Origin of the sequence: Actinomyces oris, from assembly GCF_006546825.1 — a bacterium.
GTDB classification, from domain to species: Bacteria; Actinomycetota; Actinomycetes; order Actinomycetales; family Actinomycetaceae; genus Actinomyces; species Actinomyces oris.
Genome location: NZ_VICC01000004.1, coordinates 160,630 through 174,303 on the forward strand (window position 1 = coordinate 160,630; position 13,674 = coordinate 174,303).

Annotated in this window: 11 protein-coding genes; 9 read left to right on the forward strand and 2 right to left on the reverse strand. The window is 71.6% G+C overall.

Features of this window, described 5'->3' with window-relative positions; genetic code table 11:
* The first annotated feature begins 151 nt into the window (after positions 1-151).
* Both FK267_RS05000 and FK267_RS05005 read left to right on the forward strand, forming a co-directional pair.
* Positions 152-3,112 (forward strand): RNA degradosome polyphosphate kinase, encoded by a 2,961-nt coding sequence (locus tag FK267_RS05000; RefSeq protein WP_141406511.1) that lies wholly within the window; start codon positions 152-154, stop codon positions 3,110-3,112.
* Between the two features lie 12 nt (positions 3,113-3,124).
* On the forward strand, positions 3,125-4,153 hold the full coding sequence (locus tag FK267_RS05005) for an NUDIX hydrolase (RefSeq protein WP_141406512.1): 1,029 nt from the start codon (positions 3,125-3,127) through the stop codon (positions 4,151-4,153).
* A 12-nt stretch (positions 4,154-4,165) separates the two neighbouring features.
* Here the strand turns inward: FK267_RS05005 and FK267_RS05010 are convergent, their stop codons facing one another.
* A complete protein-coding gene (locus FK267_RS05010; RefSeq protein WP_232622511.1) occupies positions 4,166-4,441 on the reverse strand; it encodes a cell surface protein in 276 nt (91 codons plus the stop codon).
* 196 nt (positions 4,442-4,637) lie between these two features.
* Here FK267_RS05010 and pstS point away from each other — a divergent pair, with 196 nt between their 5' ends.
* The 4 genes from pstS to pstB all read left to right on the forward strand — a co-directional run bounded on the left by pstS (position 4,638) and on the right by pstB (position 8,916).
* Positions 4,638-5,711, forward strand: coding sequence for a phosphate ABC transporter substrate-binding protein PstS (pstS, locus tag FK267_RS05015; RefSeq protein ID WP_141406514.1), 1,074 nt, complete (start codon positions 4,638-4,640; stop codon positions 5,709-5,711).
* A gap of 94 nt (positions 5,712-5,805) precedes the next feature.
* Positions 5,806-6,822: a phosphate ABC transporter permease subunit PstC gene (gene pstC / locus FK267_RS05020; RefSeq protein WP_075414083.1), complete on the forward strand. Its 1,017-nt coding sequence runs from the start codon at positions 5,806-5,808 to the stop codon at positions 6,820-6,822.
* Between the two features lies 1 nt (position 6,823).
* Entirely contained in the window at positions 6,824-8,047 is a 1,224-nt protein-coding gene (pstA, locus tag FK267_RS05025; protein WP_198498133.1) for a phosphate ABC transporter permease PstA, read from the forward strand.
* 89 nt (positions 8,048-8,136) lie between these two features.
* The gene (gene pstB, locus FK267_RS05030; RefSeq protein WP_003781705.1) at positions 8,137-8,916 is read left to right on the forward strand and encodes a phosphate ABC transporter ATP-binding protein PstB; all 780 of its coding nucleotides are present in this window, start codon (positions 8,137-8,139) and stop codon (positions 8,914-8,916) included.
* 443 nt (positions 8,917-9,359) lie between these two features.
* Here the strand turns inward: pstB and FK267_RS05035 are convergent, their stop codons facing one another.
* Positions 9,360-10,031, reverse strand: coding sequence for a winged helix-turn-helix domain-containing protein (locus tag FK267_RS05035; protein WP_075374805.1), 672 nt, complete (start codon positions 10,029-10,031; stop codon positions 9,360-9,362).
* Positions 10,032-10,238: 207 nt separating this feature from the next.
* Between FK267_RS05035 and FK267_RS05040 the strand changes: the two genes are divergently transcribed.
* The 3 genes from FK267_RS05040 (at position 10,239) to ygfZ (ending at position 13,671) form a co-directional block, all read left to right on the forward strand.
* Positions 10,239-11,375 carry a hypothetical protein gene (locus tag FK267_RS05040; RefSeq protein WP_075378692.1) on the forward strand — a complete coding sequence of 379 codons (1,137 nt, stop codon included), beginning with the start codon at positions 10,239-10,241 and terminating at the stop codon, positions 11,373-11,375.
* A gap of 302 nt (positions 11,376-11,677) precedes the next feature.
* Complete coding sequence (locus tag FK267_RS05045) at positions 11,678-12,427, forward strand: heme-binding beta-barrel domain-containing protein (RefSeq protein WP_060957315.1); 750 nt, start codon at positions 11,678-11,680, stop codon at positions 12,425-12,427.
* Positions 12,427-13,671 (forward strand): CAF17-like 4Fe-4S cluster assembly/insertion protein YgfZ, encoded by a 1,245-nt coding sequence (ygfZ, locus tag FK267_RS05050; RefSeq protein ID WP_141406515.1) that lies wholly within the window; start codon positions 12,427-12,429, stop codon positions 13,669-13,671. The genes FK267_RS05045 and ygfZ overlap by 1 nt, the downstream gene beginning before the upstream one ends.
* The last annotated feature ends 3 nt before the right edge of the window (positions 13,672-13,674 follow it).

Genomic DNA, 13,674 nt, shown 5'->3' on the forward strand with positions numbered 1-13,674 from the left:
TCGTTGGACGAGACGTGGGGGAGCGCGCAGCGGGGGCGCCTACCACCCGTGAGTCCCAAAGAGCGGGCGTGAGCTGCGGCGCCTCGCATATTCGCTGAACTGGGGCGGACCCCCGCCCCACAAGGCCGCCCGGACGTGGGACCATGTGGCCATGACCAACGACGCCCCCCACTCCGCCCCCACCCCGCTCTCCCGCTTCCTGGGCGGGTGGATGCGTCACCCCAGCCCCCAGGAGCCCGAGCAGGTGCCCGACGACGCCGAGGCGACCGAGGCTGCCGAAACTGTTGAAGCCGCGGAAGCCACTGAGGCCGCCGAGTCGGCGGCCTCGCCCGAGGCCGCGAGCACCGACGGGCCGGCCGTCTCCGCCGAGGTCCCCGGCCCCGACGCCCAGGGCGAGCCCGACGCCGCCCCGACCGCCCTCGGCGGCTCCTCCACCGCTGACGAGACCCCCGTGGGGCAGGAGGCCCCCGAGCGCGCCGAGGCCACGGAAGAATCCCCCAGCCCGGCCGACCCGCACGGCTCCGAACGCGCTGACGACCCGGCCGACTCCACCAACCCCGACGACCCCGAGGGTGCCGAGGAGACGGTCGAGGAGGAGCACGTCATCGAGGTCGCCGACCCGCGCGACTTCGCCGACGACTCCGGCCCCCAGTACGAGGACGAGGACTTCGACGACATCGTCGACGGTGAGGCGGCCCCCGCCCCCGGCCCTATCGGCATCGCGACCCCCGCCATCGCCCCCTCCTCCATCACCTCCGCCAGCTCGCACTCGGCCCCGTCTGCCGCCGAGGCCCAGGCGGCGCCGGCTGCCGTGGCGCCGGGGGACCCGGGTCTGCCCGCTCCCGGCAGCGTCCCCAGTGCGGGCCCCGCCGCCGGCTCCGCCAGCGCCCCCTCCGCAGCCTCCTCACTGAGCACGGCCGGTGCGGCCGGTGCCAGCACTGCCGACGCCGCGGCCTCAGCCGCTTCCGCCGACACCGCCCAGGTGGACCCCGAGGATCTCCTGCCGCCCCTGGAGTCCTTCAAGAACCGCTTCATCGACCGGGAGCTGACCTGGCTGGACTTCAACGAGCGCGTCCTGGAGCAGGCCGAGGACCACACCCTGCCCCTGCTGGAGCGCGCCTGGTTCCTGTCGATCTTCTCCTCCAACCTGGACGAGTTCTACATGGTGCGCGTCGCCGGGCTCATGCGCCGCATCAAGGCCGGCATCACCCCGGTGCGCGCCTCCGGCCTGGACGCCCACCAGGTCTTGGCCCAGGTCACCAGCCGCACCAAGGAGCTCACCGCCCGCCAGGCCGCCCTCTTCCAGGAGGACATCCGTCCGGCCCTGGCCGAGCGCAACGTGAAGATCCTGGGCTGGGACGAGCTCAACTCCGACCAGCAGGAGCGCCTGACCCGCTACTTCCGCCACCAGATCTACCCGGTCCTCACCCCGCTGGCGGTCGACCCCTCCCACCCCTTCCCCTACATCTCGGGCCTGTCCCTCAACCTCGCCGTCATCCTGCGCAATCCGCGCAGCGGCAAGGAGCACTTCGCCCGCATCAAGGTGCCCGACTCCCTGCCGCGCCTCATCCAGGTCCCCGGCCGCGAGCTCGACGCCGCGGACAAGGCCGCCGGCTGCGCCGTCATCCCCATCGAGATCGTCATCGGCCAGCACCTCGACCACCTCTTCCCGGGCATGGACATCCTGGAGCACCACCTCTTCCGGGTTACCCGCAACGAGGACCTCGAGGTCGAGGAGGACGACGCCGAGAACCTCCTCAAGGCCATGGAGAAGGAGCTCGAGCGGCGCCGCTTCGGCGACTGTGTGCGCCTGGAGGTGGAGGACACCATCTCCCCCTTCGCCCGCCGCTACCTGGTGCGCGCCCTGGGCCTCAAGGGCGACGACGTCTTCGAGCTCCCCGCCCCCCTGGACCTGACCTGCCTCAACCAGCTCCACGACCTGGACATCCCCGACCTGAAGTACCCGCGCTTTGTGCCGGTGACGGCCGCGGGCCTGGCCGCCTACGAGTCCTCCTCCGCTCCGGACGTCTTCGCCGCCATGCGCGAGCACGACGTCCTGCTGCACCACCCCTACGACTCCTTCTCCACTTCGGTCCAGGAGTTCGTGGCCCAGGCCGCCGCCGACCCCAAGGTCCTGGCCATCAAGCAGACCCTCTACCGCACCTCCGGTGATTCCCCGATCGTGGACGCCCTCATCGAGGCCGCCGATGCCGGCAAGCAGGTCGTGGCCATCGTGGAGATCAAGGCCCGTTTCGATGAGGAGGCCAACATCTCCTGGGCCCGCAAGCTCGAGCGCGCCGGCGTCCACGTCGTCTACGGCATGGTCGGCCTCAAGACGCACTGCAAGCTGCTGCTGGTCGTGCGCCAGGAGTCCGACGGCCTGCGCCGCTACTGCCACGTCGGCACCGGCAACTACCATCCCAAGACCGCCCGCGGCTACGAGGACCTGGGGCTGCTGACCTGCGACCGCGACGTCGCCCAGGACCTGACCACCCTGTTCAACCAGCTCTCCGGCTACGCCCCGCGCGCCCGCTTCCGCCGCCTGCTCGTGGCCCCCCGCGGCCTGCGCGACGGGCTCGTGGAGCACATCGAGCAGGAGATCGCCAACCGGAAGGCCGGCCTGCCCGCCTGGATCCGCATCAAGGTCAACTCCATCGTCGACGAGACCGTCATCGACGCCCTCTACCGCGCCTCGCGCGCCGGGGTACCGGTCGACATCGTCGTGCGCGGCATCTGCGGCCTGCGCGCCGGCGTCGAAGGCCTCAGCGAGAACATCCGCGTGCGCTCCATCCTGGGGCGCTTCCTGGAGCACTCGCGCATCTACGCCTTCGCGGCCGGCGGCCAGACCAAGCTGTTCATCGGCTCGGCCGACCTCATGCACCGCAACCTCGACCGCCGCGTCGAGGCGCTGGTGCGCATCACCGACCCCGCCATGGTCGAGGACCTCGAGTGGCTGGTCACCCACTGTGCCTCCGACGACGTCGCCTCCTGGCACCTCCAGCCCGACGGATCCTGGGAGCGTCGCCTCCTCGACGCCGAGGGCAACCGCCTCGAGGACATCCAGGACAGCCTCATGGCCCGGGCGCGCTCGCGCGTCAAGGGCCGGCACTGAGACGGCCGTGCCATGAGCCCCTCCAGCAAGAAGAACAGACCGCGCGAGACCGTGAAGGCCGCCGGCGCCCTCGTGTGGCGTGAGAACGGCAAGCACCTCGAGGTGCTCCTGGTCCACCGTCCCCGCTACGACGACTGGTCCATTCCCAAGGGCAAGGTCGAGTCCTGCGAGTCGGTGCGCACCTGCGCCGTACGTGAGGTCGCTGAGGAGACCGGCGTCCAGGTCATCCTGGGCCAGCCCCTCAGCCGCGTGCGCTACAAGATCGGCGACGGCTCGCGCAAAGAGGTCCACTACTGGGCCGCCCGCGTCGCCCCCGAGGCCTCGGCCGCCGTCGCCGCCCGTTGCGCCGTCAAGCCCGCCTCGGCCAAGGAGATCGACGGCGTCGAGTGGCTGCGCGTGGGTCAGGCCCGCAAGCGCCTGACCTACTCCTACGACCGCGACCTGCTCGGAGAGCTCGTCGACCTGTGGGAGGACGGCAAGCTCGACACCTGGACCCTGGTCCTCGTGCGCCACGGCCGCGCCGTCAAGCGCTCCGTGTGGAACCGCCCCAAGGAGCGGGACAAGGAGACCGACGAGGCCACCCGCCCCCTGACCCACGACCAGGGCGAGACCCGGGCTCGTGCCCTGGTCCCGATCCTGGCCGCCTACGGGGTCGGGCGCGTCATCACCAGCCCCTGGAAGCGCTGCGTGGACACGGTCGCCCCCTACGCCGCGGCCGCGGGCCTGAACCTGGAGACGGCCGGGGCCTTCACCGAGATGGCCCACGCCCAGAGCCCCAAGGGCGTGCGCTCCGTGGTCAAGAAGGTTCTGCGCGTGCGCGAGGAGCCGACGGCGCTGTGCACCCACCGGCCCGTCCTGCCCACGATCATGGAGGTCGTCTCCCAGTACGCCCCCGGCCGGCTCCTGCGCTCCGTGCCCGACCGGGACCCCTGGCTCAAGACCGGCGAGATCCTAGTGGTCCACATGGCCCGCCGCCCCCGCGGCAAGATCCGCGCCGTCGCCATCGAGAAGCAGCGCCCCGTCCTGTCCGAAGGCCGCTGACCGGCGCCCTGGTTACTCAGGCTGCGAGCGGGACCTGCGCCATGCCAGGAAGGCGAGGACGTCGAGGGCCAGGAGGCTGAGCAGTGAGGCGTGCGCGGCGAACCAGAACGGTGTGGCGTGGGGCAGTAGCCGGCTGGGGTCGAAACCGTGCTCCTCGGCACGGTTGACCGCCTCGGCGTCGGCATTGCTCCACAGCACGAAGAAGCTGATGACCGAGATGTTGAGCGCCGCCAGCACGGAGAGGAACGCGGGGCGTGAGGAGATCGTGAGGTTGCGGTCGTGCGTCATGTCGATGTCCTTCATCTGAAGTTGCCGTCTGCCCACCACCGTATCGACATATGACCGTCCTCACGGGAGGTGTTTACCAACCGTTTACCCCGGTCACCCGGAACCTTCATCCGGGGCGCCTATCGTGACCGCTGCCTGACAATCACCCGGTATCCGACTGGACCCCCGACCCCCTCTGACTGAGCGAGGAGAGCCTGTGCTCCTGACCCGTCGCGGCGCCCTGGGCGCCCTGAGCGTGGCCACCCTGACCGCGCTGACCGCCTGCGGGCGCGACGCCGGCGCCGCCGACCCCAACGCCTCCAGCGACCTGGTGGGGGAGATCCGCGGCGCGGGCGCCACCTCCCAGTCCGACGCGCAGGACGCCTGGATGAACACCTTCATGGGTGCCAACCTGCGCGCCACCGTCGACTACGCCGGCGGCGGCTCCGGGGCCGGGCGCACCAAGCTCGTCGAGGGCGCCATCGACTTCGCCGGCACCGACACCCCCATGACCGCCGACGAGATCAGCCGGATCGGCGGCGCCGTCGAGCTGCCCCTTTACATCTCCCCGATCGCCGTGGCCTACAACCTGCCCGGCTTCACCGGCGAGTCCCACGTCAACATGACCGGCGAGGTCCTCGCCAAGGTCCTCTCCGGGGCCATCACCCGCTGGAACGATCCCGCCCTGGCCGCCCTCAACCCCGGCGCCGCCCTGCCCGACCTGCGGATCATCGTCGTGGGCCGCTCCGACGACTCCGGCACCACTAAGGCCCTGACCACCTACCTGGCCACCGTCGCCCCCAAGGCCTGGCCCCACGAGCCCGAGGAGACCTGGCCGCTGCGCGGCGGCCAGTCCGGTGACGGCACCGCCGGCATGATCCAGACCGTTTCCGCGGCCACCGGCACCATCGGCTACGCCGACGCCTCCAAGGTCCCCGCCACCCTGGGCACCGTCGCTGTCGGCTCCAACGGGGCCTACGTGCCCGTCTCCGCTAAGGCCGCGGCCGCCGCCCTCGACGCCGCCACCCTGGGCTCCGAGGCCGACGAGACCCGCCTGCTCTACCAGCCCAGCCACGACGCCGAGGGCGCCTACCCCATCGTCCTGGTCTCCTACCTCGCCGCCCGCCTGCGCTATGACGACGCCCGGATCGCCGCCGTCGTCAAGGCCTACCTGCGCTTCGCCGCCTCCACCCGGGGGCAGGACGCCTCCACCAAGGCCACCGGCTGCGCCCCCATCACCCGCGAGATGCGCGAGAAGATCAACGCCGCCATCGAGAAGATCGCCGCCTGAGGCCGCCCGGCGGCCCGACGCCGCACCGAACCACATGACCAGCCAGCACCCGCCCGCCCAGCCGCCGCCCCAGACACCCCGAGGAGGGTCAGCCGTGGCCAGCACCACCGCACCGCCGTCGTCGCCGCCCCCAGCGGGCACCGCGACCGCCTCCAGCAGCGCTGACGACGCCATCATCCAGCCCGGCAAGGCCCCCGGGCAGACCGGCAACCGGATCTTCACCGGCCTGTCCTTCGGCGCCGGCACCTTCATCATGGTGGTGCTCGCCCTCGTGGCCGCCTTCCTCATCCGGGAGGCGCTGCCCGCCCTGACGGCCTCGCGCGAGACCCTGGAGTCGGTCTCCTTCATGCGCGACCGCAGCCTGTGGGGCTACGTGGCCCCGCTCGTCTTCGGCACGCTGCTGTCCTCGACCATCGCCCTGGGCGTCGCGGTGCCGCTGAGCATCGGGGTGGCCCTGTTCATCTCCCACTTCGCCCCGCGCCGCCTGGCCCAGGCCCTGGGCTACATGGTGGACCTGCTGGCCGCGATCCCCTCTGTGGTCTTCGGCCTGTGGGGCTTCCTGTGGCTGGTGCCCCTGCTCGACCCCCTCAACACCTGGCTGAGCGAGCACCTCGGCTTCATCCCGCTGTTCGCCGACTACACGGCCCCGGCCAAGAACATCACCACCGCCTCCCTGGTCCTGGCCGTCATGATCCTGCCGATCATCACCGCCACCATCCGCGAGATCTTCCTCCAGACGCCCACCCTCCAGGAGGAGGCCTCCCTGGCCCTGGGCGCCACCCGCTACGAGATGATCCGCCAGGCCGTCCTGCCCTTCGGCCGCTCCGGCATCATCTCCGCCTCCATGCTGGGGCTCGGGCGCGCCCTGGGGGAGACCATGGCCGTCCTCATGATCCTCTCGCCCGGGATGGGGCTGAACCTCCGTATCCTCCAGGCCGGCCAGCACCAGACCATCGCCGCCAACATCGCCTCGCAGTTCCGCGAGGCCTACGGATTGAGCGTCAACGTGCTCATCGCCACCGGCCTGGTCCTGTTCATCATCACCTTCGCGGTCAACTCCCTGGCGCGGTGGATCATCGCGCGCCGCTCCGAGTTCTCAGGAGCCAGCTGACATGACGTCCACGAACACCCCCGAGCCCCCCGCCGACGCCGCTCCCGACGGTGCGGCGTCCCGCCCCGCCCCGGCTGCTGCTGCCGGTGCAGCCGGCGAGACCGGTGCTCCCGCGCCCAAGTCCCTCAAGGCCGCGCTCGCGGCCGCCGAGGCCCCGGCCGCCCCCGTCGACCCGCTGGCCGACCCGCCCTCCATCGAGGGCGTGCCCCTGACCTCCTACCGCCTGCCCGACTGGTTCATCTGGGCGGCGCTGGGAGCCGCCTTCGTCGTCGTCGGCGGGATAGGTCTGCTGGCCGGGTGGAGCATCGCCGCCGTCGTCACCCTGACCGCCGTCGTGTGGGTGGTGGGCGCCACCGCCGTGTCCTGGGTGCGCGAGGGCGAGCGCTGGGGCCGCAACACGCTGGTGACCCTCCTCATCTACCTGTCCTTCGCCGTCGTCATGGTGCCGCTGGTCTCCCTGGTGTGGATGGTCCTGTCCGGCGGCTCGGCCCGCTTCGGCTACGACTTCCTGACCACGAACATGCGCGGCGCCGACGCCTCCAACGGCGGCTTCTACCACGGCATCGTCGGCACCCTCCAGATCACCGGGATCGCCACCCTCATCTCGGTGCCCCTGGGACTGTTCACCGCCGTCTTCCTCGTGGAGTACAACGGCGGCTGGATCGCCCGGGTCATCACCTTCCTCGTCGACGTCATGACCGGCATCCCCTCGATCGTGGCCGGGCTGTTCGCCTATTCGATCTTCCTCATCATGGCCGGTCCCCGCTACCAGGCCGGCATCATCGGGGCCGTCGCCTTAAGCGTCCTCATGACGCCGGTGGTCATCCGCGGCGTGGAGGAGATGCTCAAGCTCGTCCCCTCCCACCTGCGCGAGGCCTCCTACGCGCTGGGCGTGCCCAAGTGGCTCACCATCGTCAAGGTCGTGCTGCGCACCGCGGTGGCCGGCATCACCACCTCTGTCATGATCGCCATCGCCCGCGTCATTGGCGAGACCGCCCCGCTGCTCATCACCGTGGGCCTGACGATCCGCACCAACACCAACCCGCTGGACGGCTCCATGTCCACCCTGCCGGTGCTCGTCTACGACCAGTACTCCCGCGGGGAGGCCGCCGCCATGGAGCGGGCCTGGGCCGGGGCGCTGACCCTCATCATCCTGGTCATGCTGCTCAACCTCGCGGCCCGCCTCATCTCCAAGTACTTCAGCCCCAAGGGCGGCCGGCGCTAGCCCGGTCGGAGCCACCGGGGCCACCGCGCCCGCAGCGCCCCCAGCGACCCCAGAGCCCTCAGCAGTCCACCTCAGGTAAAGGAACCGACGTGTCCAAGCGCATCGACGTCATCGGCGAGAACATCTACTACGGCGACTTCCTGGCCGTGAAGGACGTCAACGTCGTCATCGAGCCCAAGTCCGTCACCGCCCTCATCGGCCCCTCCGGCTGCGGGAAGTCCACCTTCCTGCGCACCCTCAACCGCATGCACGAGACCATCCCCGGTGCCCGAGTCGAGGGCCAGGTCATCGTCGATGGCGTCAACCTCTACGGTCCCGGCGTCGATGCCGTCCAGGTGCGCCGCGCCATCGGCATGGTCTTCCAGCGGCCCAACCCCTTCCCCACCATGTCCATCGCCGAGAACGTCCTGGCCGGCGTGCGCCTCAACAACCGCCGCATCAAGAAGTCCGATGCCGACGACCTGGTGGAGGCCTCCCTGCGCGGGGCCAACCTGTGGGACGAGGTCAAGGACCGTCTGGACCGGCCGGGCCTGGGCCTGTCCGGCGGCCAGCAGCAGCGCCTGTGCATCGCCCGCGCCATCGCGGTCAAACCCGCCGTCCTGCTCATGGACGAGCCCTGCTCCGCCCTGGACCCCATCTCCACGCTCGCCATCGAGGACCTCATCTCCGAGCTCAAGACGGACTACACAATCGTCATCGTCACCCACAACATGCAGCAGGCCTCGCGCGTGAGCGACATGACCGGCTTCTTCAACCTGGAGGCCACCGGTAAGCCGGGGCACCTCGTCGAGTACGACTCCACCGACAAGATCTTCTCCGCCCCCAGCCAGCAGGCCACCGAGGACTACATCTCCGGCCGCTTCGGCTGAGGATCGAGGGGCCAGGTGTCACGAATGGCGACTTTTCAGGCCGCCCGAGGCCGGTCTGAGCGTCCCCTGATTCACGTCCCCGCAGGTCAGCGCATGACGCGTTGACTCAGGAGCTCCTACTGCGCAGGTAAAAGTCGCCCGGAGTGACACTTCTGGGCGCCGTGCGTGACACGGCGGTGCGACACGAGGGGGAAACGGGCGACAGGCCGCTGGGGAGAGATGGGGACGTCGGGCCGGAGAGCGCCAGTCGGCGCGAATGCCGCTCGCGGCGGCTTGAGTTGGAGCCCGGGGCCCGTCACGGCCCGACGCCGCCCACGAGTGTACAGGCCCAGGCTCCGGGCCGCGGCGGTGTCCACCCAGTGAATCTACCCTGCGGTCGGGCAGGCGTTTGCCCCTTGGCTGGGCCGGCCCGGGCCTTCTCAGGCTCCCCGGGGCCGGCGTGCTCAGGCGTCCTCGGGGGCGTCCAGGCGGTAGCCGACGTTGCGCACCGTGCCGATGAGGTTGTCGTGCTCGGTGCCCAGCTTGGCGCGCAGGCGACGGATGTGCACGTCCACCGTGCGCGAGCCGCCGATGTAGTCCTCGCCCCACACCTCGTGCAGGAGCGCGTCTCGGGTCAGGACCCGCCCCCGGTTGGCGGCCAGGAACTTCAGCAGCTCGAACTCCTTGTAGGTCAGGTCCAGGATCGTGCCGCGCAGTCGGGCCGTGTAGGCGGTGACGTCAATGACGAGGTCACCCACGTCGATGCGGTCGTCGTCGGTCTCGTCCACGACCGGGACGTGGGCGCGCAGCAGCCGCAGCCGGGCCGACAGCTCGGCGGGCTTGGCGCCGGCCATGACGAAGTCGGCGGCGCCCCAGTCGATCTGCACCGCGGCGGCGCCGCCCTCCTCCACGATGAGGATGATGGGCGGGCAGTCCATGGGGCCGGTGAAGAGCTGGCACAGGGCACGGGCACGGGTCAGGTCCCCGCGGGCGTCGATCATGACGACATCGGCGCTGTCCACCTCCGCGTAGGAGGAAGGCATCGGGGGGAGGCACTCCACCGGGGAGTCGAGGAAGGCAGTCGCCGGCAGGACATCAGTGGCGTCACTCTCACGAGTGAACATGATGATCCGCATGGCTGCTCCTTCCGTGGCTTGCGACCAGGAACCGCCGGCGCAGTCGAGCTGAGCAGCGGCGATACTGTTGGGACAAGTCAACCACACCTGGTCGCAGGCGGAATCTCCTGGGGCAACGACTGTCCGGATAGTGACCGTCCGCGAGGAGTGCGGGGCGGGGCCGCAGTGAGGTCGCAGTGGGCCCTGCGGCCGCCCGGGTGTGGGACGATGCGTGCTGTGACTACCCACCACCGACGAGCCCAACCGGCCGCGCGCACCCGCAGAGCCTCCCGCGGCTCGCGCCATGACTCCCATGCCGCAGCCGTTCCGACGGCCGCCGGTGGCGCGTCGGACTGGGCCAGCGTCATCGGCGCGGGCGACTCCCACGCCTCGGCCGGGCCCACCGGGTCGGAGGCAGCCGCGGCCTTGGCCGGCTCGGGTGCCGTTGATGAGCCGGCCGGCTCCTCCGCCGCTCCAGAGGCGGCCCGCTCGGCGGACTCAGGTGACACTGCCGACCTCGCCGAGGACCTGGGCTACGCCACCCGTCGCGCCTCCAACCGCCCCAAGGAGCCGGGCCTGGTGGACCCGGCCTGGACCCGGCTCGCCTTCGCGGGCGTGGTGCCGCTGCTGCTGGCGGTCGGCTCAGTGCTGCCCGGCTGGGTGAGGCTGGCCCTCGTGGCCGTCCTGGTGCCGGCCGCCGCACAGGGGTGGCCCGCGCTCGTGCGCGCCCGGCACGACCTGGGCGGCACGATCGTCATGACGATCAGCGGACTGTCGGCCGCCGTCAGCGTCTACCTCCTCGACGACATGGGGGTGGCCGGCCTGGTCATGGCCTTCTCGATCCTGCTGGCCTTCGTCGGCCAGATGCTGCGCCGCGACGGCCGGCACAACCTGGTCGAGGACCTGTCCTCAACGGTGGCCGGCTGCCTCGTGGCGGTCTCCGGCTCGGCCTGGTGCGCCCTGGAACCGGGACTGGCCGACCCGGCCATCGTCGTGCCCACCTGCCTGGCGCTGTTCGTCGGCGCCGTCCTGACCGTCCTCAACGTGCGCGCCCGGATGTTGGAGGCCCTCACCGTCACGGTGCCGGCCCTGTTCGCCGGGGCTGCCGGCTACGTGCTGGCCTCGGCCGGCTTCTTCGGGTTGTCCCACATCAGTGCGACCGCGGCCCTGCAGAGCGCCGTGGCCTGCGTGGCCGTCGGCTTCGTGGCGGGGGTTCTCATGGCCTCGGGCAACCGCGTCCTGTGGACCCACCGGTGGGTGCCCGGTGGGCGGGCGGCGGTGGCCTCGGCGCTCGTGCCGATCCTGTCGGTCGGCGTACCGGTCTACGCCATCGCCCGCCTCCTGGGCGGCTTCATCGCCGGCTGAGGGCGGCCGACCGGCCCCGCGAGGCCCCGAGAACGCCGTGTCACGGCGGCCGGATGTCCAAATCGGATACAAAGAGACTCCGAGGCCCAGCGGTCACGCGAAGGAGGCGCAGAATCATGCGGTTTCGTCTGGCGCACTCAGTGCTCCTCACCGCCTTTGTGTCCGATTTGGACACGACAGTGCCGATCCTGCCCGGATCTGCGGCTCCAGATCGCCCCGGAGGCTCAGGGGCCGGCGGATCCGCGCGGTCGGGACGGGCCGGCGCGCGTGATGCGGCCCGGGGGACGTCGTAGGCTGCGGGCATGGCATTCACGCTTCCTGACGACCTGGCACCCGAGCTCTACCCGCTGGCCTGGCTGGCCGGCACCTGGCGCGGCTACGGCATCCTCACCTACGGCGAGACCGTGCCCGAGCAGGCCGTCTACCAGGAGATGACCTTCGACCACGACGGCGGCCCCTACCTGCGCCAGACCACCACCATCTGGACGGTCGACGCCACCCGCTCCAAGAACCTCGATTTCGAGATGCCGGGCCTCCAGGGCGCCTCCCTCCTGGCCCCCGCCCAGATCTGGTCCACCGAGACCACCTACTGGCGGCCCGTCGGCCAGGAGCAGCCCGACGGCGCCGAGACCACTGAGCCCGCCGAGGACGACGCCGACACCAAGGGCTCCGGCGGGCCGCTCGTCCCCGTCACTCAGCTCGAGCTCGTCTCGGCCGACCCCGCCGGCCACGTCGCCGTCTGGGAGGGCTGGATCCAGGGGCCGCGCGCCCAGGTCGGCACCCAGGCCGTGGGCCGGGCCCGGACCGCTGTCCCCGTGGAGGAGATGACCCGCATGTTCGGGCTCGTGGGCGGCGACCTCATGTGGACCCAGGACATGGCCGCCTTCGGCCAGAGCGAGGTGACCACTTACGCCTCCGGCCGCCTCGGCCGCGTCGACGACTTAGATGACCCCGCCGCCCAGCCTGGCTCCGCCCTCGACCCGGCTGAGCCGGAGGGCGAGTCCTCCACCTCCTCCTCTCCCGCCTCCGACGACGCCGAGCCGACCGCCTGATGCGCACCTCCCCACTGCTGAACCGCCCCGGCGCCGTCGCCTCCGCACCTGACGACCCCGACCAGGCCGTCCCGGCCCACCTCGGCGACCCCGGCCGCGAGCAGGCCGCCCTGGCCGAGGGGCGCGCGGTCTGCGCCCTGGCGCGCGACGTCGTCACCGTCGCCGGGCCGGACCGCCTGAGCTGGCTGACCACGCTGTCCAGCCAGGTGCTCACCGGCCTGGAACCCGGTGACGGCGGCGCGGAGACGCTGCTCCTCGACGCCCAGGGCCACATCACCCACGCGCTCGCGGCCCTCGACGACGGTCACACGCTCTGGCTCGTCACGGAAGCCGGCAGTGGCGAGGCGCTGGCGACCTTCCTGGACTCCATGCGCTTCATGCTGCGCGTCGAGGTGACTGAGCGCCCCGACGTCATGGTGCTGGGCGCCCTGGGGGAGGGCCTCGAGGCCCTGGCCGAGGCGGCGCGCGACACCGTGCCGGACGCCCTCGATTCACCTGAGGTGCAGGCCGACGCCGCCCCGACCGCCGTCGAGCCTCAGGGCTCACTCATCGGACTGTGGCGCGACCCGTGGCCGGGCGTCGTCGAAGGCGGCACGAGCTACGACGTCGGAGCGGACCGGCCCCATCCCGGCGAGACCTACCGGGGCGGTTTTGTCCTCGTGCCCGCACAGAGCGTGAATGCTGTGGTGAGTACCTTCCTCGCCGCCGGGGAGGGGCGACGCCTGGCCGGAGCCCTGGCCTGGGAGGCGCTGCGCATTGAGGCGGGCCGCCCCCGCTGGGCCCGCGAGGCTGACGCCCGCGCGATCCCGCACGAGCTGGACTGGCTGCGCACGGCCGTGCACCTGACGAAGGGCTGCTACCCGGGCCAGGAGACGATCGCGCGCACCCTCAACCTGGGCCGGCCTCCGCGCCGCCTCACCGTGCTCCAGCTCGACGGCCTCGTCGGCGACCTGCCCCAGCCGGGGGCGAGCGTGCGCATGGGGGAGCGGGCCGTGGGCGCCGTGACCTCCGTGGCGCGCCACCACGAGCTTGGCCCCATCGCCCTGGCCCTGCTGCGCCGCGCCGTGCCCGCGGGCGAGCAGCTGACCGTGGAGATCACCGAGGTCGATGAGGCCACCGGTGAAACCGTCCCCGTCGGGAGGGTCGACGCCGCCCAGGAGGTGCTGGTCTCCCCCGAGGGGCGCGCCCAGGCCAGTCCGGCCGAGCGTCCCGGCGCCGAGCTGCGCAAGGGCCTGCGACTCTGAGCC

Excerpts from the sequence above, each read along its gene's own strand:
- FK267_RS05000 (WP_141406511.1), top strand. The coding sequence starts at position 152 with ATGACCAACGACGCCCCCCACTCCGCCCCCACCCCGCTCTCCCGCTTC.
- FK267_RS05005 (WP_141406512.1), top strand. The coding sequence starts at position 3,125 with ATGAGCCCCTCCAGCAAGAAGAACAGACCGCGCGAGACCGTGAAGGCC.
- FK267_RS05010 (WP_232622511.1), bottom strand. The coding sequence starts at position 4,441 with ATGACGCACGACCGCAACCTCACGATCTCCTCACGCCCCGCGTTCCTC.
- pstA (WP_198498133.1), top strand. The coding sequence starts at position 6,824 with ATGACGTCCACGAACACCCCCGAGCCCCCCGCCGACGCCGCTCCCGAC.
- FK267_RS05035 (WP_075374805.1), bottom strand. The coding sequence starts at position 10,031 with ATGCGGATCATCATGTTCACTCGTGAGAGTGACGCCACTGATGTCCTG.
- FK267_RS05040 (WP_075378692.1), top strand. The coding sequence starts at position 10,239 with ATGCGTGCTGTGACTACCCACCACCGACGAGCCCAACCGGCCGCGCGC.
- FK267_RS05045 (WP_060957315.1), top strand. The coding sequence starts at position 11,678 with ATGGCATTCACGCTTCCTGACGACCTGGCACCCGAGCTCTACCCGCTG.
- ygfZ (WP_141406515.1), top strand. The coding sequence starts at position 12,427 with ATGCGCACCTCCCCACTGCTGAACCGCCCCGGCGCCGTCGCCTCCGCA.